The organism is Prevotella sp., assembly GCF_051059605.1.
GTDB lineage: Bacteria > Bacteroidota > Bacteroidia > Bacteroidales > Bacteroidaceae > Prevotella.
In genome coordinates this window covers 2978532-2998485 of record NZ_CP050883.1, presented here as the reverse complement: position 1 = coordinate 2998485, position 19954 = coordinate 2978532, and the positions used below count along the sequence as shown (strand labels likewise).

The 19954-nt window shown below is 38.6% G+C and carries 17 protein-coding genes; 10 read left to right on the top strand and 7 right to left on the bottom strand.

What is annotated here, in order from left to right; all coding sequences use genetic code 11:
• Positions 1 to 119 precede the first annotated feature (119 nt).
• Genes HEQ28_RS11665 through ftsZ form a run of 3 tightly spaced genes read left to right on the top strand, consistent with a single transcriptional unit; the run spans position 120 to position 3841 of the window.
• Positions 120 to 998 carry a cell division protein FtsQ/DivIB gene (locus tag HEQ28_RS11665; RefSeq protein WP_434502618.1) on the top strand — a complete coding sequence of 293 codons (879 nt, stop codon included), beginning with the start codon at positions 120 to 122 and terminating at the stop codon, positions 996 to 998.
• Between the two features lie 19 nt (positions 999 to 1017).
• On the top strand, positions 1018 to 2463 hold the full coding sequence (gene ftsA / locus HEQ28_RS11660) for a cell division protein FtsA (protein WP_434502617.1): 1446 nt from the start codon (positions 1018 to 1020) through the stop codon (positions 2461 to 2463).
• A 46-nt stretch (positions 2464 to 2509) separates the two neighbouring features.
• Positions 2510 to 3841, top strand: a complete 1332-nt coding sequence (gene ftsZ, locus HEQ28_RS11655; protein WP_434502615.1) for a cell division protein FtsZ — start codon at positions 2510 to 2512, stop codon at positions 3839 to 3841.
• 77 nt (positions 3842 to 3918) lie between these two features.
• On the opposite strand, the gene recO is transcribed toward ftsZ, so the two are convergent.
• On the bottom strand, positions 3919 to 4644 hold the full coding sequence (gene recO / locus HEQ28_RS11650; protein WP_434502613.1) for a DNA repair protein RecO: 726 nt from the start codon (positions 4642 to 4644) through the stop codon (positions 3919 to 3921).
• A gap of 245 nt (positions 4645 to 4889) precedes the next feature.
• Between recO and rpsT the strand changes: the two genes are divergently transcribed.
• From rpsT to HEQ28_RS11625, 5 genes are all read left to right on the top strand, one after another.
• Positions 4890 to 5144, top strand: a complete 255-nt coding sequence (gene rpsT, locus HEQ28_RS11645) for a 30S ribosomal protein S20 (protein ID WP_434502612.1) — start codon at positions 4890 to 4892, stop codon at positions 5142 to 5144.
• 213 nt (positions 5145 to 5357) lie between these two features.
• Positions 5358 to 7328, top strand: coding sequence for a DNA topoisomerase (ATP-hydrolyzing) subunit B (gene gyrB / locus HEQ28_RS11640; RefSeq protein WP_434502610.1), 1971 nt, complete (start codon positions 5358 to 5360; stop codon positions 7326 to 7328).
• 69 nt (positions 7329 to 7397) lie between these two features.
• The gene (locus HEQ28_RS11635) at positions 7398 to 9755 is read left to right on the top strand and encodes a glycoside hydrolase family 95 protein (protein WP_434502608.1); all 2358 of its coding nucleotides are present in this window, start codon (positions 7398 to 7400) and stop codon (positions 9753 to 9755) included.
• Positions 9755 to 10678, top strand: a complete 924-nt coding sequence (locus HEQ28_RS11630; protein ID WP_434502607.1) for an alpha-L-rhamnosidase — start codon at positions 9755 to 9757, stop codon at positions 10676 to 10678. Before HEQ28_RS11635 ends, HEQ28_RS11630 begins: the two co-directional genes overlap by 1 nt.
• A gap of 59 nt (positions 10679 to 10737) precedes the next feature.
• Complete coding sequence (locus tag HEQ28_RS11625) at positions 10738 to 11613, top strand: AraC family transcriptional regulator (RefSeq protein WP_434502605.1); 876 nt, start codon at positions 10738 to 10740, stop codon at positions 11611 to 11613.
• A 12-nt stretch (positions 11614 to 11625) separates the two neighbouring features.
• Here the strand turns inward: HEQ28_RS11625 and HEQ28_RS11620 are convergent, their stop codons facing one another.
• From HEQ28_RS11620 to gpmI, 3 genes are read right to left on the bottom strand one after another with little or no spacing between them, the layout of a single operon-like run.
• Positions 11626 to 12213: a DUF3109 family protein gene (locus HEQ28_RS11620; protein ID WP_434502603.1), complete on the bottom strand. Its 588-nt coding sequence runs from the start codon at positions 12211 to 12213 to the stop codon at positions 11626 to 11628.
• 33 nt (positions 12214 to 12246) lie between these two features.
• On the bottom strand, positions 12247 to 12912 hold the full coding sequence (gene ung / locus HEQ28_RS11615) for a uracil-DNA glycosylase (RefSeq protein WP_434502601.1): 666 nt from the start codon (positions 12910 to 12912) through the stop codon (positions 12247 to 12249).
• A gap of 8 nt (positions 12913 to 12920) precedes the next feature.
• A complete protein-coding gene (gpmI, locus tag HEQ28_RS11610; RefSeq protein WP_434502599.1) occupies positions 12921 to 14444 on the bottom strand; it encodes a 2,3-bisphosphoglycerate-independent phosphoglycerate mutase in 1524 nt (507 codons plus the stop codon).
• A 119-nt stretch (positions 14445 to 14563) separates the two neighbouring features.
• Between gpmI and HEQ28_RS11605 the strand changes: the two genes are divergently transcribed.
• A complete protein-coding gene (locus HEQ28_RS11605; RefSeq protein ID WP_434502597.1) occupies positions 14564 to 14956 on the top strand; it encodes a hypothetical protein in 393 nt (130 codons plus the stop codon).
• A gap of 1225 nt (positions 14957 to 16181) precedes the next feature.
• Here the strand turns inward: HEQ28_RS11605 and HEQ28_RS11600 are convergent.
• The 3 genes from HEQ28_RS11600 to HEQ28_RS11590 are packed head-to-tail and all read right to left on the bottom strand — an operon-like array spanning position 16182 to position 17232.
• Positions 16182 to 16511, bottom strand: a complete 330-nt coding sequence (locus HEQ28_RS11600) for a TM2 domain-containing protein (protein WP_434502595.1) — start codon at positions 16509 to 16511, stop codon at positions 16182 to 16184.
• 6 nt (positions 16512 to 16517) lie between these two features.
• Positions 16518 to 16859: a DUF2752 domain-containing protein gene (locus tag HEQ28_RS11595; RefSeq protein ID WP_434502593.1), complete on the bottom strand. Its 342-nt coding sequence runs from the start codon at positions 16857 to 16859 to the stop codon at positions 16518 to 16520.
• 49 nt (positions 16860 to 16908) lie between these two features.
• Positions 16909 to 17232, bottom strand: coding sequence for a CD225/dispanin family protein (locus tag HEQ28_RS11590; RefSeq protein ID WP_434502591.1), 324 nt, complete (start codon positions 17230 to 17232; stop codon positions 16909 to 16911).
• A 359-nt stretch (positions 17233 to 17591) separates the two neighbouring features.
• Here HEQ28_RS11590 and HEQ28_RS11585 point away from each other — a divergent pair, with 359 nt between their 5' ends.
• The gene (locus HEQ28_RS11585) at positions 17592 to 19931 is read left to right on the top strand and encodes a glycoside hydrolase family 3 C-terminal domain-containing protein (protein WP_434502589.1); all 2340 of its coding nucleotides are present in this window, start codon (positions 17592 to 17594) and stop codon (positions 19929 to 19931) included.
• Positions 19932 to 19954 lie beyond the last annotated feature (23 nt).

Sequence of the window (19954 nt, the reverse complement as noted above, 5' to 3'; positions counted from 1 at the left end):
TGCGCATAAACTGGAAAAAAATATCTATAATAACATTAGACTCTGCTCTGGCAATTTATCTAATGTTTGCTTTCACCGCCTTCAACAAGCCGGATGAAAAGTCCAGATTATGCACAAAAGTGAACATAGATATTCAAGACGAGGCTACAAACGGTTTCATAGATACACATGAAATTAAGAACCGTTTGGAAAAAAACAATCTCTATCCACTTAAGAAGTCTTTGGATGATGTGAATTCACGCAAAATTGAAGAGACTCTAAAATCCAGTCCTTTCGTCAAGAATGCCGAGTGTTACAAAACGCAAGACGGTCAAGTATGTATTTCTCTAACCCAAAGGATGCCTATAGTAAGAATAAAGTCTGACAAAGGTGATGACTATTATTTGGATGACAACGATTGCATAATGCCCAATTCACATTATACATCAGACCTTATAATTGCAACTGGACACATTACAAAATGGTTTGCCACAAATTACATTTCCCCTCTAAGTAAAACACTTATGGAAAACGACTTATGGAAAAACCAAATTGAACAGATTAATGTAATGCCAGATTTAGGAATAGAACTTGTACCTAGAGTGGGCAGTCATATCGTATATATAGGTCAACTTCCTTACTGCAAATATAAACAGCAGAGGAATAAAATTGTTTCTGATTTTGCAAACAAAAAGATGGACCGATTGGAGAAATTCTACAAATATGGGCTTTCACAGGCTGGTTGGAATAAATACAGTTACATAAATCTTGAATTTGACAATCAGATAATATGCAAAAAAGTCTTTAAAGAAGAGAAAGACGACAAGAGCATCGAAAGCGCACTGGCTGTAAGTGACAATATTGGCGGAATACCAGTAAAGGCATCTGAGACAAACAAAACAGAAACCCTATCATCAGAAAAAGGTAACAAACCTGAAACTAACAAGGCTGCTTCTGTAAAGAAGGCGTTAAGTGGAAGTACGACAAACAAGAAGGGCAATAACAAAACTAGAATTTGAATTGATAAAGATATAAAGCATGGCAGAATTTATCGTTGCTATTGAACTGGGATCAACTAAGATTACCGGTATCGCTGGAAAGAAAAACCTTGATGGCAGCATTACGGTGCTGGCTGTTGTTAAGGAAGATTCCACACAATGCATTCGCAAAGGTGTGGTCTATAACATTGATAAGACCGTACAGTGTCTCACCAATATCATAACAAGACTTAAGACTATTCTTAAGAGTGATATAGCACATGTTTATGTTGGTGTGGGAGGACAATCTATACGCAGTGTTAAAAACGTTATAGTAAAAGACCTGGCAGTAGACACTATTGTTTCTCAAGAAATGGTAAACGAACTCATGGACGCTAATCGTGCCATGAGCTATCCTGACCAGGAAATACTTGAGGCTGCAACTCAGGAATATAAGGTAGACCAGCAATATCAACTCGACCCTATTGGTATACAGTGTAACAGACTTGAAGGTAACTATCTGAATATTCTTTGGCACAAAACTTTCTACCGCAACCTAAACAAGTGTTTTGACCTTGCAGGCATTGCCATCGCTGAAATGTATTTAGCGCCTATGGTGCTGGCTGACAGTGTACTTAGTGAGGCCGAAAAAAGATCAGGCTGCGCTCTTGTAGACCTTGGAGCAGAAAGCACTACAGTTTCAGTTTACTACAAGAATATACTTCGTCACTTGGCTATCATCCCTCTTGGTGGAAACAATATTACAAAAGATATAGCTTCTTTACAGATTGAAGAATCTGATGCAGAGAAGATGAAAATTAAATATGCCAGTGCATACACTGATAACGGTGACATTGACAACAACCTGATGTTACCTATCGACTTAGATAGACAGATAGAAAACCGTAAGTTTATTGAGATTGTAGAAGCACGTCTCGAAGAGATTATTGAGAATGTCTGGTTTCAGGTTCCAGCTGAATATGCTAACAACCTATTAGGGGGGCTGGTTCTTACGGGCGGCGGTTCGAATATGAAAAATATCGAAATGGCATTCCGCAACCATACCCATATAGACAAAATAAGAATAGCCAAATTTGTATCACTAACTATCAATTCAACAAATGAGGACATAAATGCCCACGATGGTAAAATGAATACTATTATCAGTATTCTTGCCAAAGGGGATATGAACTGTGCCGGATCTGAAATCAAGGCTGACCTTTTCAGTAGCACTGCTGAAAATAAGCCTACAATAACCACAGCCGACATACACAATAAGCCTAGAACACTTACAGAAACAACAGGCAGTGGAGTTGTCCGAACTGAAGCAGAAAAGATTAAAGCTGAAGAGGAAGAAAAGAAAAAGAGAGAAGCTGAAATTGAGGCTGAAAGAAAAGCCCAGAAGTTGGAAGAAGAGCGTAAAAAGAAGAAAGAAGCCAGCACTGTTCACAAGACAATAAAGGGATTGAAAGGATTCTTCCAAAAGATGATATCTGAAGACGAGTAATTCCCTTCTGATAATAATTTAAGTTTCACATTTTAAATTAGACAACATGGCTGATAATAATAGCAAACCTTCAATATTGGATTTCGGTGAACCGAAAGAAAATAGTATCATCAAAGTTATTGGTGTTGGTGGCGGTGGCGGTAACGCCGTAAACCACATGTATCGCGAAGGCATTCACGACGTATCGTTTGTTCTATGCAATACAGACAATCAAGCACTCAACGACTCACCTGTCCCTGTTCATTTGCAGTTAGGCAAAGAGGGACTTGGTGCTGGAAACAAACCTGCAAAAGCTCGTGAGGCTGCTGAAGAAACTATCGAAGAGCTTAAATATATGTTAAGTGATGGCACAAAGATGGCTTTCATCACTGCCGGAATGGGTGGTGGTACTGGTACAGGTGCTGCTCCAGTAATAGCAAGAGTTTCAAAAGAACTAGGCATACTTACTGTTGGTATCGTTACAATACCTTTCCGCTTTGAAGGTGACAGAAAGATAGACCAGGCATTGGATGGTGTTGAGGAAATGTCAAAACATGTTGATGCCCTACTTGTGATCAACAACGAACGACTCCGCGAAATATATCCTGATCTTACTGTACTTGACGCCTTTGGAAAAGCTGACGACACTCTAAGTATAGCAGCAAAGAGTATTGCTGAAATCATAACAAATCATGGTTTAATAAACCTTGATTTCAATGACGTGAAGACTGTATTAAAAGAGGGTGGCGTTGCTATCATGAGTACTGGTTATGGAGAAGGAGAAGGTAGAGTCAAGAAAGCTATTGAAGACGCACTCAATTCACCACTGCTTAATGATAATGATATATTCAACTCTAAGAAAATCCTACTTAGTATCAACTTCTGTAATGAGAAGAATGATAATTCAGGTTTGATGATGGAGGAGATGAACGATGTCAACGACTTCATGGCAAAATTCGGAAGTGATTTTGAAATCAAATGGGGACTGGCTATTGACCCTGAACTTGGAAAGAATGTTAAGGTTACAATCCTTGCTACCGGATTTGGCATAGAGGATGTTGATGGTATGAATGGCCATCTTAAAAAACATACACAGGAGGAAGCTGACAGAATAGCACAAGAAGAAGAACGCAGGGCTGAGAAAGAAGAAAGACGTGGACATTACTATGGCAACATAGGAAAGAACAATCAATATAAACGCCGTCCACATATATTTCTTTTCCGTCCAGAAGACCTTGACAACGAAGATGTCATACTTTCTGTTGAAAATACGCCAACCTATAAGCGTACAAGACAAATGCTTGATGAGATACGCAATCAGGCTTCAGGCGTTCCTTCAAGCAACAATGAAGAAAAAAATAATCAAGAACCCACACAGGGTATAATCAGTTTCGCATAAAGAAAAAGATAAATAAAAAAGCAGTCTTAATACGATGAGTATTAAGACTGCTTTTTTTATCATGCAAATCGTTATACCTATTTATATAATTCTTTTAGTACATCATACGATTTTAGTTCAGGAAACTTAGGCACATGCAACCTATAATAAGAAAGTACGACATCAACTAATCTATTTCTGTCAATATGCGACATCTTAAAAAAATGCATGTTTGAATAATCCATTCTACAAAAAGTCGACAATAATGATGTATCATCAGCCGATAAATATTCTCGATGAAAAGGCGGCATACTTATATAGCATCCACTTCTCAAGTCAAAGTAAAAGCCTTTCTCATAATCATCAAGATTAGGATAAAAGCCTATAAACTTCAATAGGTGAATCATGTATACTAAATGAAAATTAGAAAAGCCTGAACTACAACTATCCAACCATTTCAAACTATTCATTACGTATCCAAACAAAGGAGTATTCTTCTGTTCTCCCCTTATGGCATAAAAAGTAAATTCTGCAAGAAATAGGGATATGACCATTTTATACTGATCAAATGGCATAGATACAAAAGGGAAAGCAATACCAACATATTTAAATATTTGCAAATCTTTCTTTTGTCTGTAATCATATTCCACTTCTAGAATTGAAAATGGCTGAAAGTATTGTTTCTTAATCTTAGCCTTTGCTGATGATGAAATCGTTGTCACAAAAGACACACGACCATGCTCTTCGGTGAACAAGTCAACAATAATCTTGTTCTCACCGAATTTAAAAGAATGCAATACTATGGCTCTAGTCTTTATTATCATTGTTATTCAAAGTTAATGTAAAAGACCGAAAAAACAAAATTTAAAGAGCAAAATACAAAAAAAATCACTTTCTCTTAAAATAATTCTATAAATATTTGGAGGTTTGGGGAAAAAGTCCTAACTTTGCACCCGCAATTTAAGCCATGGTCCCTTCGTCTATCGGTTAGGACGAGAGATTTTCATTCTCTAAAGAGCAGTTCGACTCTGCTAGGGACTACAAGTAAAAATAAAAAGTATAATTTAAGATGGCAAATCACAAATCATCAGTAAAGAGAATCCGTCAGACAAAGACAAAGACTCTGCACAATAAATATTATGCAAAGACAATGCGTAACGCAGTTCGCAAACTTCGCGCACTCTCTGACAAGGATGAAGCAATCAAGCTCTACCCAGTTGTACAGAAAATGTTGGATAAGTTGGCTAAAGCTAACATTATTCACTCAAACAAAGCTGCTAATATCAAATCAGGTTTAGCACTGCATATTAGCAAGCTAGGTTAATACTAACCTTGTTTGTTTTTCAGTAAAGGTCATAATTTCTTGTGAAATTATGACCTTTATTTTGTTTTTACACATCATCCTTTCAATCAAATCATTTCAAACACACATTTTTAGCATTAAATCACTTTGATTTTTAAGTATTTTAGTGTATAAAAGTTTCGTATTATGTCTATTTTTTAGTATCTTTGCAACTAAATATTACTAATCAAAGAAATGGCAGAAAATCAAAACAACGAGGCGAGTTATTCAGCCTCGAATATTCAGGTTCTCGAGGGTCTTGAAGCTGTGCGCAAGCGCCCAGCTATGTATATTGGCGACATCAGTGAAAAAGGTCTTCATCACCTTATCAATGAGACTGTCGACAACTCTATCGACGAGGCAATGGCTGGATATTGCACAGACGTTGAGATTACTATCAACGAAGACGGTTCTGTTTCCGTTGAGGATAATGGTCGCGGCATCCCAGTTGATGAGCACAAAAAGCTCCACAAGTCTGCTCTTGAAGTCGTTATGACAGTACTGCATGCTGGTGGTAAGTTTGACAAAGGATCATATAAAGTCAGCGGTGGTCTGCATGGTGTGGGTGTAAGTTGTGTCAACGCACTTTCTATCCACATGCTTTCACAAGTATTCCGCAACGGAAAGATATATCAACAGGAATACGAAAAAGGCAAACCACTTTATCCTGTTAAAGTGGTTGGTGAAACTGACAAACGTGGTACACGCCAACAGTTTTGGCCAGATCCTACAATATTCACAACAACTACTTTTAAATGGGACCTTGTTGCGAGTCGTATGCGTGAGCTTGCATACCTTAATGCTGGTATTAAAATCATTCTCACTGATCTTCGCAAGGACGAAGAAGGAAAAATTCGTCAGGAAGTATTCCATGCCAAAGACGGCTTAAAGGAATTCGTTCGTTATGTAGACCGTCATCGTCAACATCTTTTTGATGATGTTATCTTCCTTAAAACCGAAAAACAAAGTACTCCTATCGAAGTAGCTATTATGTATAACACAGATTACTCTGAAAACATCCATAGCTACGTAAACAACATTAATACTATTGAAGGCGGCACCCACCTTACTGGTTTCCGTGCAGCTCTCACACGTACGTTGAAAAATTATGCAGACTCTGACTCTACAATATCAAAGCAGATTGAAAAGGCGAAAATCGAGATTGCCGGTGAGGACTTCCGTGAAGGTCTTACAGCTGTTATATCGATAAAGGTTGCAGAGCCACAGTTTGAAGGTCAGACAAAGACCAAACTAGGTAACAGTGAAGTTGCAGGTGCCGTTCAACAGGCTGTGGGTGAAGCTCTATCCAACTATCTGGAAGAACACCCTGTAGAGGCTAAAAAAATATGTGAGAAAGTAGTTCTTGCAGCCACTGCGCGTATAGCTGCCCGTAAAGCTCGTGAAAGCGTACAACGCAAGAGCATTATGGGAGGAGGCGGACTTCCTGGTAAGTTGGCAGACTGTTCAAACAAAGATCCACACGAGTGCGAAATATTCCTTGTCGAGGGTGATTCTGCCGGTGGCTCAGCTAAACAGGGTCGTGACCGCTATACACAAGCCATATTACCTCTTCGCGGTAAGATTCTTAATGTCGAAAAGGTTCAATGGCATAGAGTTTTCGAAGCAGAGTCTGTAATGAACATCATTCAGAGTATTGGAGTTCGTTTTGGTGTTGAAGGCGAAGCCGATCGTGAAGCCAATATTGATAAGCTACGTTACGACAAGATTATAATCATGACCGATGCCGATGTCGATGGTTCTCACATCGACACTCTTATCATGACGTTATTCTATCGTTTCATGCCTAAAGTCATTGAAGACGGACATCTTTATATTGCTACTCCTCCACTCTACAAGTGTACTTACAGAAAAGTCAGCGAATATTGCTACACCGAGCAACAACGTCAGGCTTTCATTGATAAGTATGTTGAGGGAAAAGAAGATGATAAGGCTTTGCATACACAGCGTTATAAAGGTTTGGGTGAAATGAATCCTGATCAGCTATGGGATACTACCATGAATCCAACATCACGTCTTCTCAAGCAGGTTACAATTCAGAATGCAGCCGAAGCAGACGAGATATTCTCCATGTTAATGGGAGACGACGTTGAACCACGACGTGAATTTATCGAGCAGAATGCTACATACGCAAATATTGACGCATAAAAGCAAAACTTAAAATATTTCAATCCCTCTCCTCCTGCAGGAGGGGGATTTTCATTAATATTCACGATTATGAAAAAGTATATATTCACATTCCTGGTAATAGCACTATCACTAACAGTGTCTGCCAGCCAGCTGCCTATGAGATTATGGTATAACTCTCCTGCGCAGTATTTCGAAGAGTCGTTACCAATTGGTAATGGTAAGCTTGGTGCACTTGTATATGGTAATCCAGATCAAGACATCTTATACCTCAACGATATAACTTTTTGGACAGGAAAACCTGTTAATCCTAATGAAGGTGATGATGCCTACAAATATATTCCGCTTATACGCCAAGAGCTATTTAAAGAGAACTACAAGGAAGCAGACATACTACAACACATGGTGCAGGGACATAATTCAGAGAACTACCAACCGCTTTCAACCCTAAAGATAAATGACTACGCAAAGGGCAGTGTATCAAACTATTATCGTGAGCTTGACATAGACAGTGCAATCACAAAGATAAAATACACTCGTGGCGACGTAAATTTCTATCGTGAATATTTCGCAAGTAATCCAGATAAATTGATAGCTATTCATCTAAGCGCTAGCAAAAAAGCATCAATAAATTGCGAAATCCTTCTAACCGGACAAACACCGCACAAGGTAAAAGCCTCTGACAAGCAGATAACGATGCTTGGAAATGCTATCGGTGATCCAAAAGAGAGTATCCATTTCTGCTCAATCCTTAAAGCAGACAATAAAGGTGGAAAGATTGAAGTTACCGATTCTTCTCTCCAAATTATCAATGCAGACGAAGCAACATTATATTTTGTAAACGAGACTAGTTTTAACGGCTTCGACAAGCATCCTGTAAACGAAGGAGCAGATTATATAGAAAACGCTACTAATGATATTTGGCATACAGTAAACTATACATATCAGCAGTTCCGCGAACGTCATATTTCTGACTACAGAAAGATTTACAGTAGACTCTCACTCAACCTTAACGGAGCTAAATACGACAATAAAAAAACTACCGAGCAACAGTTGAAAGACTATACCGCCAATGGTGGAAACAACACATATCTGGAAACACTATACTTCCAATACGGTCGCTATCTGCTTATTAGTAGTTCACGCACACCTTCCGTACCTGCCAACTTACAAGGTCTTTGGACACCACATAAAATTTCCCCTTGGCGTGGAAACTATACCGTAAACATAAACCTTGAGGAAAACTATTGGCATGCAGAAGAAGCAAATCTATCTGAAATGGTAATGCCCTTAGACGGTTTCATTTCATCATTGGCAAAGACTGGTAAATATACCGCCGAACACTATTATGGCATAAACCAAGGATGGTGTTCAAGTCATAATTCAGATATATGGGCTATGTCTAATCCTGTTGGAGAAAAGCAAGAAAGTCCAGAATGGAGCAATTGGAATATGGGAGGAGCATGGCTCGTAAACACACTTTGGGAACACTATGACTTCAATAGAGATAAGAAATACCTACATGACACAGCCTATCCGCTGATGAAGGGAGCAAGTGACTTTATGCTGAAATGGCTAATCGAAAACCCCAACAAGAAAGGTGAATTGATTACTGCACCAAGCACAAGTCCTGAAAATGAATACGTAAACGACAAAGGATATCATGGTACTACATGCTATGGAGGTACAGCCGACCTTGCTATCATACGTGAACTCCTAACTAACACGCGAAAGGCTGCACAAGCGCTTAACATCGATAAATCATATCAAGATACACTTGCGTCGACTATCAAACGCCTGCATCCATACACAGTAGGACACATGGGAGACATCAACGAATGGTATTATGATTGGGACGATTATGATTTTCAGCACCGTCATCAAAGCCACCTCATTGGTTTATATCCAGGACATCAGATTACAGTTGCTGCCACTCCTGAACTTGCAAAAGCAGCAACACGCACTTTAGAAATAAAGGGCGACAAGACAACAGGTTGGAGTACAGGCTGGAGAATTAATCTATGGGCACGTCTCCATCGTGCCGATATGGCTTATCATATATTCCAGAAACTACTCACCTATGTAAGTCCCGACAATTATAAGGGTGCTGATCGCAAACACAGCGGAGGAACATATCCAAACCTATTTGATGCACACCCACCTTTTCAGATTGATGGCAACTTCGGAGGAACAGCTGGAGTTTGTGAGATGTTGATGCAAAGTGACGGCAACACCATACAACTTCTCCCTGCATGTCCTGCCTCATGGAAGACTGGTTCTATAAAAGGACTTAAAGCTAGAGGTGGATTTATTGTAAATATGGATTGGAAAAACGGAAAGATTATAAATGCTGAAATATTTAGTACTGTTGGCGGTACAGTTAAAGTAATATACAATAATAAAGTAAAGACGATTACACTAAGTAAAGGGAAGATAAAGAAAATATAATGAGAGAAATAATGATAGGTCTACTTTTAATGATATCCTATGGCATTAGTGCACAAACTCTTATGCCAAAATGGATATCATACCCAGAAGTCGACTCTACATCACAGATTTGGTTCAGGCAGACATATATACATAACCAACGCCCGGAATTAGCCAACATCAGTATAACGACAACAGGACAGATTGAGCTCTGTATAAACGGATATAATGTATCAACAGATACACGGCTACCGTACCGTGCATGTAGCCAAAGCGACGAACCTATAAACATAACATTCAATGTAACAAGATTTCTTCGCCCTGACAGCAATACGATTGCGGTATGGTACAGCCCTTCGTTTCCCCACGTTCAGTCTCGACAAATTTCTCTCAACTATTACGGAGTAATGCCAAATGGCGAACCGTTTTCCTACAATGCTAATGACGAATGGCTCTGCAGAAAAGCAAATATTTCATTAACAACTGATGGTGAAGAAGAATTTATTTCACCGTCAAATGATGCTGTTTGGAATTATTCAGAATACGAACCTGCATGTTGGATAAGCGCAAAGCTTCAATACAAAGAGATAACAAGTTCTACTTCTGATTACGCATCATTTTACAACTCTCGACGTGTCACGAAAATCATACGCCCAGAATATCACAGGATTCGCAAAGACTCAATTGAATGTCGTTTCAAGCCTGCATTTCAAGGCTATGTGCGCATCACACTACGCGGAGCAAAGAAAGGCGAAAAATTAGATATCGGAGGACTCAAATACACATGCAATGGAGAAGTTGATGAACAGGCATACAGAAAATTCACAGATAAATATTGCGATGACATTATTATCTGTGGCGACAAAAAATTCAGAAAAAGCCAAATACAAAGTGTGGAAGGAGTTGAGATAAATTCTTATTTTCACGCTAATTGGTTATATTGATGCATTATTTTTAAATAAAAGATAGCTAAAAATTCCATTTTTTGCATTACCTTTGTAAAATGAGTCCACTAAGTAGAGAAATTACAATAGCATCAACATTGGAATTACACCAAAGCAGTCACATTGATGAAGACTTACTGCTGATTGATTCCATTGGTGATTTACCTTTCCCAGACGAGCCAAAAAGGATGGGATGCCTGCTAATTGCGCTGTGCACAAAAGGCGAGGCCAAATACTCTGTAGATACAGTAGAATACTTTGTCCATCCAAATGATATGTTAATAGTTAGCCCTGGTCAAGTTGCAAGTAACTATCTACTTAGTCCTGATTGTGATGGTATCGGAATACTTGTTTCTGACAAATTCTTCAGAGAAATCATTTCAAATATCCATGAACTTTCGTCACTCTTTTTGTTTTCAAAAAATAATCCTGTATGCGGACTTCATGATAATGAGTCTGAAATGCTACAGAAATACTATAGCCTACTTAAGGAAAAGGTAGATCTTCAGGACCACCATTTCCGCGTTGAGACAGTAAAGTCTTTACTACAGACTGTTATTTATGATATCAGCAATACTATTTACCGCATACAAAATAATGATGGACGCAAACGTACAAGGGGAGAGAATATTTTCTTTGACTACATCAACCTTATAGAACATAATTTCAGAAATGAACGACGTGTAAATTGGTATGCTAGCCAACTAAATATCACCGCGAAATATCTTTCAGAAACCGTTAAGTCCATAAGCCACCGCACTCCCAACGAGTGGATAGATTATTATGTAACTTTGGAGATACGAGTACTTCTAAAGAATACATCAAAAAGCATTAAGGAAATATCATTGATTCTAAATTTCCCTAATCAAAGTTTTCTTGGAAAATATTTTAAGGAACACGTAGGCATGTCACCTACACAATACAGGCGCAGTTGATAAAACTATCAGCTACATCTTTTTCAATTGTTCCCCCACCTCACATAATTCGGCATACCATTCTGCACCAAAACGACGTGTAAGGGGTCCTTCAAGGAACTTGTAAACAGGAAGATTAAGTTCTCTACCCTTTACCACAGCATCCTTGCAAACATCCCAACGGTTATAATTTATTCCTACAGTACCGTTTTTAAACTCCTTAACCCTTATAGGATAAAGTGCACATGATATAGGCTTCACAAAATCTGTTTTTTTAGCACGAAAGGCTCTTTCTAATGCACATAAGCAGCATCCGTTTTCATAGCAAGTAAAAACACAATCCTTTCCATTTACAATACTTGTCACCAAGTCTCCCTCCTGATCAACATAGGCAACACCCTGTTTGTCTACAATAGCTTGGGCAGATGCGTTCATATCTTCCCACACTGTGTCTAGCGAATCCTCAATACCGCCTATCTCATCAAGAGTTACTGGGGCACCAGCATCTCCCTCAACACAGCATTGCCCTTTACACTTATCAAGATCACAACAAAATTTTTCAGTAAAAATATCAGGAGAAACCAATACGTTTCCCACCTGAACTATATGTAAATCATCCATAGATTTAAATCGTTATCCGAATATTTGCGAATATCACCATTCCACAGGAGTCTCTCCCCTGCTTTCTAGATATTCATTACATTTTGAAAATTGATGGTTACCAAACCATCCGCCACGATTAGCTGATAGTGGAGACGGATGCACACATTCCAATACAAAATGTTTGCTATTGTCAATAAGATATTTCTTTCCACGGGCAAAGCCTCCCCAAAGCATGAACACCAATCCTTCGCGATTGTCGCTTAATGCCTTTATTGCAGCATCAGTAAATTCCGTCCAACCAAGGCGCTGATGACTGTTCGCCATGTGAGCCTTTACAGTCAGCGTTGCATTAAGTAGCAACACTCCTTGGTCCGCCCATCTTGTTAGATCACCGTTTTTCGGCATAGGCTTTCCTAGGTCCATCTGGATCTCCTTAAAAATATTAATAAGTGAAGGTGGCATAACAACACCATCTGGAACAGAAAAGCTCAGTCCCATAGCCTGACCAGGTTCATGATATGGATCCTGTCCTATTATCACCACCTTCACTTTTTTGAATGGGCAAAGATTGAAAGCATTGAATATCAGATGTCCAGGAGGATAACATTCTCCATGCAGATATTCATCACGTACCATTGATGTAAGATTAACAAAATATTGCTTGTCAAACTCTGCATCAAGATACTTTCTCCAACTTTCTTCAATCTTTACATCCATAATAACAATTACTTATTGTCAGAAATAAGATTCTCACCAGTCATGTCTGAAGGCTGTTCCATTCCCATTATATGAAGAAGAGAAGGAGCAACATCTGCAAGACGACCGTCCTTTACAGTTGCAGAATTATTATCTGTAACATAGATGAAAGGAACTGGGTTCAGAGAGTGCGCTGTATTTGGAGTACCATCCTCGTTAATCGCATTATCAGCATTACCATGGTCTGCAATAATCACAGCCTCATAGTCATTAGCCTTAGCAGCCTCAATAACCTCTTTCACACAATTGTCTACAGCCCATACAGCCTTAGCAATTGCATTGTATATACCAGTGTGGCCTACCATATCACCGTTTGCGAAGTTAACAACAATAAAGTCATACTTGCTCTCATTGATTGCAGCAACCAATTTATCCTTAACCTCAAACGCACTCATCTCTGGCTTCAAGTCATAAGTAGCAACCTTTGGAGAAGGAACCAAGATTCTGTCCTCACCCTCGTAAGGAGTCTCGCGACCACCATTAAAGAAGAATGTTACATGAGCATATTTTTCTGTCTCTGCAGTATGAAGTTGCTTCTTACCGCTTTTTGAAAGATATTCACCAAGAGTATCCTCAACATTTTCCTTAGGGAATAAAATGTGAACACCTTCGAAACTTGAATCATAAGGAGTCATGCAATAAAACTGCAAGTTCTTTACAGTCTGCATACCCTCTTCAGGCATATCCTGCTGAGTAAGAACCTGTGTTAATTCCTTAGCACGGTCGTTACGGTAGTTGATGAAGATAACAACATCACCATCACTGATAGTTCCGTCAACCTTTGAATTATTAATAGCCTTGATAAACTCGTCTGTTACGCCTTCGTCATAACTTTCCTGCATAGCCTTAACCATATCGTCAGACTGCTTACCCTCACCTTTTACTAGCAAGTCATAAGCCTCTTTCACACGGTTCCAACGCTTATCACGGTCCATTGCATAGAAACGACCGATAACACTTGCGATGTGAGCACCATTGTTTTTGCAACAATTATCTATCTGCTCGATAAATCCTTTACCGCTCTTTGGATCAGTATCACGACCATCCATAAAACAGTGAACATATACATCTTTAAGATTATATTCCTTACCAATCTCTATCAACTTATAAAGATGATCAAGAGAAGAGTGTACACCACCAGAACTAGTAAGACCCATCAAATGAAGTTTCTTACCTGTCTTCTGAGCGTAGCTATATGCGTTTATAATTTCTTTATTCTTTAGAATGTCACCACTTTGACAAGCCTTGTTTATCTTAACAAGATCCTGATAAACAATACGGCCTGCGCCAATATTAAGGTGACCTACTTCAGAGTTACCCATCTGTCCTTCTGGCAGTCCAACATCTTCACCTGAAGTTTGTAGCTGAGAGTGTGCAGAAACTGCTGTAAGATAATCAAGATAAGGAGTTGGAGTACTATAAATAACGTCACCCTTACCATGTTTGCCGATTCCCCATCCATCGAGAATCATCAATAAAGCTTTCTTTCCCATAAAAATATAATAAACTTAAATTTCGAATTCCAAATGCAAAAATACGAATAAGGAGTGAATTACCAAAAATATATTTCATATATTTGCAGCCGAAAACAAAATTATAATTAATATTATCTATGTTAGAAAGAGATTACACAATGCGCCTTATACAAGAGTTTATGGCTGCACTTGAGAGAATGTTGGAGAAACCTGAAATTGAAGCTAAGCGCAGGGAGATACAAACTCTTTACGATAAATACGTTGGACCTTATGCTTTTTATCATACTGCAACTGTAGACGAAGCACTTGACGCTCTTGCCGGGACTGACGAGGAACATCGAATTGGAAAAATTGAGATGCTTGCTGAACTATGTTACAGCGAGGCGCGCATGTTTTCTAAGCCCGAATCCGACATGCTTCTCGACAAAGCCTACAAACTGTTTGATTATCTTGAGCACAACAGCGGAACCTTCTCTTTTGATCGCAGAAACAAGATGAACTTCATTATGAGTAAAAAAGTTAGCGTTTAATTATTATTTTAGTGACTCTTAATGCAAGAGTAAGGGTATCTTCCCTGCGTTTTTGTATTATTTAGCTACGAAGCTACGGCATCTCTCGCAAAGCCTATAAACAGAGGGGCTAACGAAACGCAGTTAGCTGTATTTAGCTACGATTAGCTACGTTCTAGCTACGTCAATTTGTGTCTTTTTAAGGATGAAATGTATTCTATAAGTGAATTTGTCAAAGAACCGTTGGCTGTATCTGGGGAACTGAGGATGTATTAATTGATTCAGTAAACGAAAACAGAATTTTCAAGCTTGTTTAAATGTTCTGCCGAATTCCGCTGAATTCTCGGCAAAGATACTGCAAAAATTTTGTCCATGCAATCAGATTTAGGTTAGTCTGTTAGCCAAAGTTTCAATTACTGGATGCTACACATCATAATACGCATGCGTGCGTATGTGCACACTCTGGACTTTTCGTAAAAACAAGTGTCGAAGTGTCTATCCGTTGAGCATCAATTTGTTAGACATCTTTTCGGTTCGAATAAAGTGACGGTTATCTGTCGGTAAAATATGGGCGAAAATTTTATCGTATTGAATTACACTTTACGAAGTATTTCGATGCGTTTTACGATGTTTTGCAATCCGTTTTACGACGAAATGGACTGCGTTTTACGAAGCAATAGAAGGTAAAACATCGTAGAAACGTCTGCGTTTCTACGTGCAAACGTTTCCGTTTCTATATAGAAACGCATGCAAAACTCGATATTTGACGGTCGGGTCACCGTCACTTTATTTAATCAAATTCGTCGATAAAATACTGATGTTCAACAAGTTGACAATTAGACGCTTATATTTTGCAAAACCCTAGGTATGCGCGTGCCTACACGTACATTATATAAGCAGAAATGGATAACGTAGCTAGAACGTAGCTTACCGTAGCTAAATCCTGCAATCTATATATCGTCAGTCCCTCTGTTTAAAGGCTTTACGAGAGATGCCGTAGCTTCGTAACTAAATAACACAAAAAACGTGGGGAAGATGGTCTAAATGTACAAAATTCAAATCTTCACAGAGAAATATTGTCTCAAACACTTTTATCCCGATAATGTTACTCACCCACCCCATAAATAATAAAGTTGTGGCATTAAAAGCTTTTTCTGATTAAGAGTCGTATCTTTAGCCAGAAAAAGTTTTGATTAAATAAGTTGTCTGACCTGACTAGAATTGGTTGACAAGTTGGTCAAAGAAATTACATCATCATCAGAGTTTCATAATTTTTTGTCCTTGTAAGGTCACTGATATAGAACAAATCTACAATCCACCAGATACCTAATCCACCACATGTCAAGAGCTTTAATATTCCTAGCCCTACATCACCTACATATATTCTGTCAATCCCATAGGCACCAACAAGAATAGATAAAATCAAAGCTATAGTTGGATCTTTCATCTGAGCTAGATATGCACAGGCAAAGCTGTAATCCATGTTATCAAGCTTATCATTAACTTCACTAAAGTTAGTCACTGGGAATTTATTGCCATAAAGTCCCATTAACTGTTCTTTTTGGTATTTTTCCATACATTATTAAATTTTGAGAATATTTCTAATTATAAGCCACAGAAAGAAAGTTATGATATAAAACCACACGACATATCTATTTTCTATAATATCAGAAAGTTTTTCCTTCATTTTTCCTTGTGGCATTATCCATGCAATAACAAACAGAGACGCATAAGGCAACGAATAGGCTAAATAGTAATTATAGGCAATCGCCTCGTGCCAATGTCCATGAAGCATCGAATAGATAAAACGCTGTATTCCACAACTAGGACAACTAAGTCCGGTAATTAACTTAAAAGGGCATTTTGGCATAAACCAATAGCTACAAGGATTGAGAAAATAAAGTCCCAATAAAACTACAGCCAAAATGATTATTACGATGCCAAGATTTCTCAATATATTATCAAAGTAATGATTATCTCGTTAGAGAATGACACGCAAGGTTAAACAATAAATATATTATAGATACAACAAATCCTGTAGCAATACCTATATAACTCCACTTTTTTGCCTCATTAGCAGAAGCCTGCGCAGCCACATATTGTTTCAGCATAAAAAGGTTATTTACCTGACTTGCCTTTATTATGGCTACAATACCAAAAGGAAGACAGCAGCATACTGTTGTTAAAATTGCTAAGACCAGATTATTAGCTGGTTTTGCGATTACAGGCTCCTGTGAATTTTCATGTTCCGTAGCCTGTTCAACGACATGCTCGTTTGAATCAAAATTTTGTTCCATATTATTACTATTAGTTTAGTCGTTAATCAATAAGTCTTCATTTCTATATGTATTTCTCATTGCTATTTTGCAAATATAGCCAAAATATTCAATAACACCAACAAAAATATTGTAAACATTTAACAACACCATATTATAAATAAAAGAACTGCTCTTTTTTTATAAGACATATATCACATCTAAAAAAATGATTCATTGCTTTGCCTGTTAGTATGTTAACGCATATATTCCCTAACCTGCTACATCTGTTAATAATGTATGTATCATTGGTTATAAATACTCACAAATAGCATATTCAAATTTGGAATGTGAAATAAATAATGGTATATTTGCACTGCTAAACAACAAAATACCTTAAAATGAAAAAAATCATCATAGGCTGCACAGCCTTATTATTATCAACGACAATGATTGCACAAAATGCACCTCAACTCAATGCAAAGAACATTGACAGCGTGATTAAGGCTATGACTCTTGAAGAGAAAGCCCAACTGCTTGTTGGTGGAGGTAACGACGGTTTCGTTGGATCAGGTTCCATGCTTGGACACCAAAAGAAAATTGTTGCAGGAGCTGCAGGAATTACCGTTGCTATCCCAAGACTTGGCATTCCGGCAACAGTTGTTGCAGATGGACCAGCTGGAGTCCACATCGACTCACACCGTGAGGGCACTACTCAAACTTTCTATGCCACAGGTTTTCCTGTTGGTACCTGTCTAGCTTCAACTTGGAACACTTCACTTGTATATAATGTTGGTAAAGCCATGGGTAACGAAGCTATGGAATATGGAGTAGACGTTATCCTTGGTCCTGGAATGAATTTACACAGAAGTCCTCTCTGCGGACGTAACTTTGAATACTATAGTGAAGATCCTATCGTGACTGGCACTATTGGTACAGCTATGGTTAATGGTATACAGAGTCAAGGTGTAGGTGTGAGTGCAAAGCACTTCGCTGTCAACTCCCAAGAGAGTGACCGAACACGTGTTGACGAAAGAGTTTCTCAACGTGCGCTTCGTGAACTTTATCTAAAAGGCTTTGAAATGATGGTGCGCAATAGCAATCCATGGACAGTGATGTCTTCATATAACAAGATTAACGGCGTATACGCACAAGGAAACAAGGGATTGCTTACCAATGTTCTGCGTAATGACTGGGGATTTAAAGGCATCGTTATGACAGATTGGATAGGAAAGCGCAAAGATTTACCAATAGAAAACGAAGTCGCTGCAGGAAACGACCTTATGATGCCTGGTTATCCAGCGCAGGTAGAAGACATTGTAAATGCTGTTAAAGCTGGCAAACTTGACATCAATGATGTGGACCTATGTGTGAAAAACATGCTGGAATATATTGTCAAGACACCTAGATTCAATGGTTATAAATACTCAAATAAACCAGATCTTGAAGATCATGCACAGATTACTCGTCAAGCCTCAACAGAAGGTATGGTATTGCTGAAGAATGACGAACACACTTTACCTCTTAAAAATATAAAGAACGTTGCTCTTTTCGGTGTAAACTCTTATGATTTCTTAAGCTGTGGTCTTGGTTCCGGATGCGTAAACGTTCCTTATGTTGTGGATATGCTTAACGGACTTAAAAACGCAGGAGTGGGTACAACACCACAACTTACTGAAATTTATCAGAACTACGTGAAATACGCAACTGCCAAACTGAAGGCTGATAAGAACCCAGAGATGTGGTTTCTTGATCAAGGAAAGCCTAAACTCGACGAAATTGAAATTACAAAACGCTGCATAGAACACGAGATCAATGGTGCAGACGCTGCTATCATAACAATAGCAAGACAGGCAGGAGAAGGCATGGACAGGCAGATTGAAGGAGAATTCAATCTTACCGATAATGAAAAGAGCATGATTTCAAGAGTCAGCGATGCATTCCATGCTGCCGGAAAGCCTGTTATAGTTATAATAAATTCAGGCAGTGTTATGGAAACGGCTTCATGGCGTGATCGTGCAGATGCTATTCTTGTAGCATGGCAACCTGGAGAAGAAGGTGGAAACAGCGTAGCTGATGTTCTGACAGGTAAGGCTAATCCTTCTGGACACCTAACGATGACATGGCCAATAAGCGCAGCAGACGTTCCTTCAACAAAGAATTTTCCGCAGAATCCAGACTATTATAACCTTACAGATAAAATTGCAAGCGGAAGAATGCAAGGTGTAGACTACACAAACCATGAAGAGGATATATACGTAGGTTACAGATATTTCGACACATTTGGAAAGAAGGTGGCTTATCCTTTCGGTTACGGACTTAGCTATACTACTTTTGAATATGGCAAACCTACAGTAAAGGAATATGGTGACAAGATTGAAGTGTCTGTAAGCGTAAAGAACACGGGAAAGGTTGCTGGCAAGGAAGTTGCTCAGGTTTATGTCACAGCAGCAAAAGGTAGCTATGAAAAACCAGCAAAAGAATTAAAGGCTTTTGCCAAAACAGATTTGCTTAAAGCCGGACAAAGCCAGACTTTAAAGATGACTATCAACAAACGAGACCTTGCTAGCTTTGACGAAGCTGGAAGTCAATGGAAAGTTGATACTGGAGTTTATACATTTAAAGTGGGCGCTAACGTTGAAGATATCAAAGGACAGGCTACACTTAACATAAAAGGATATACTGAAAAAGTAAGCGATGTGTTGAAACCTCTACACAAGCTTAATCTACTACATCAATAAATTTGGAAAGGTATTTCGGGGCA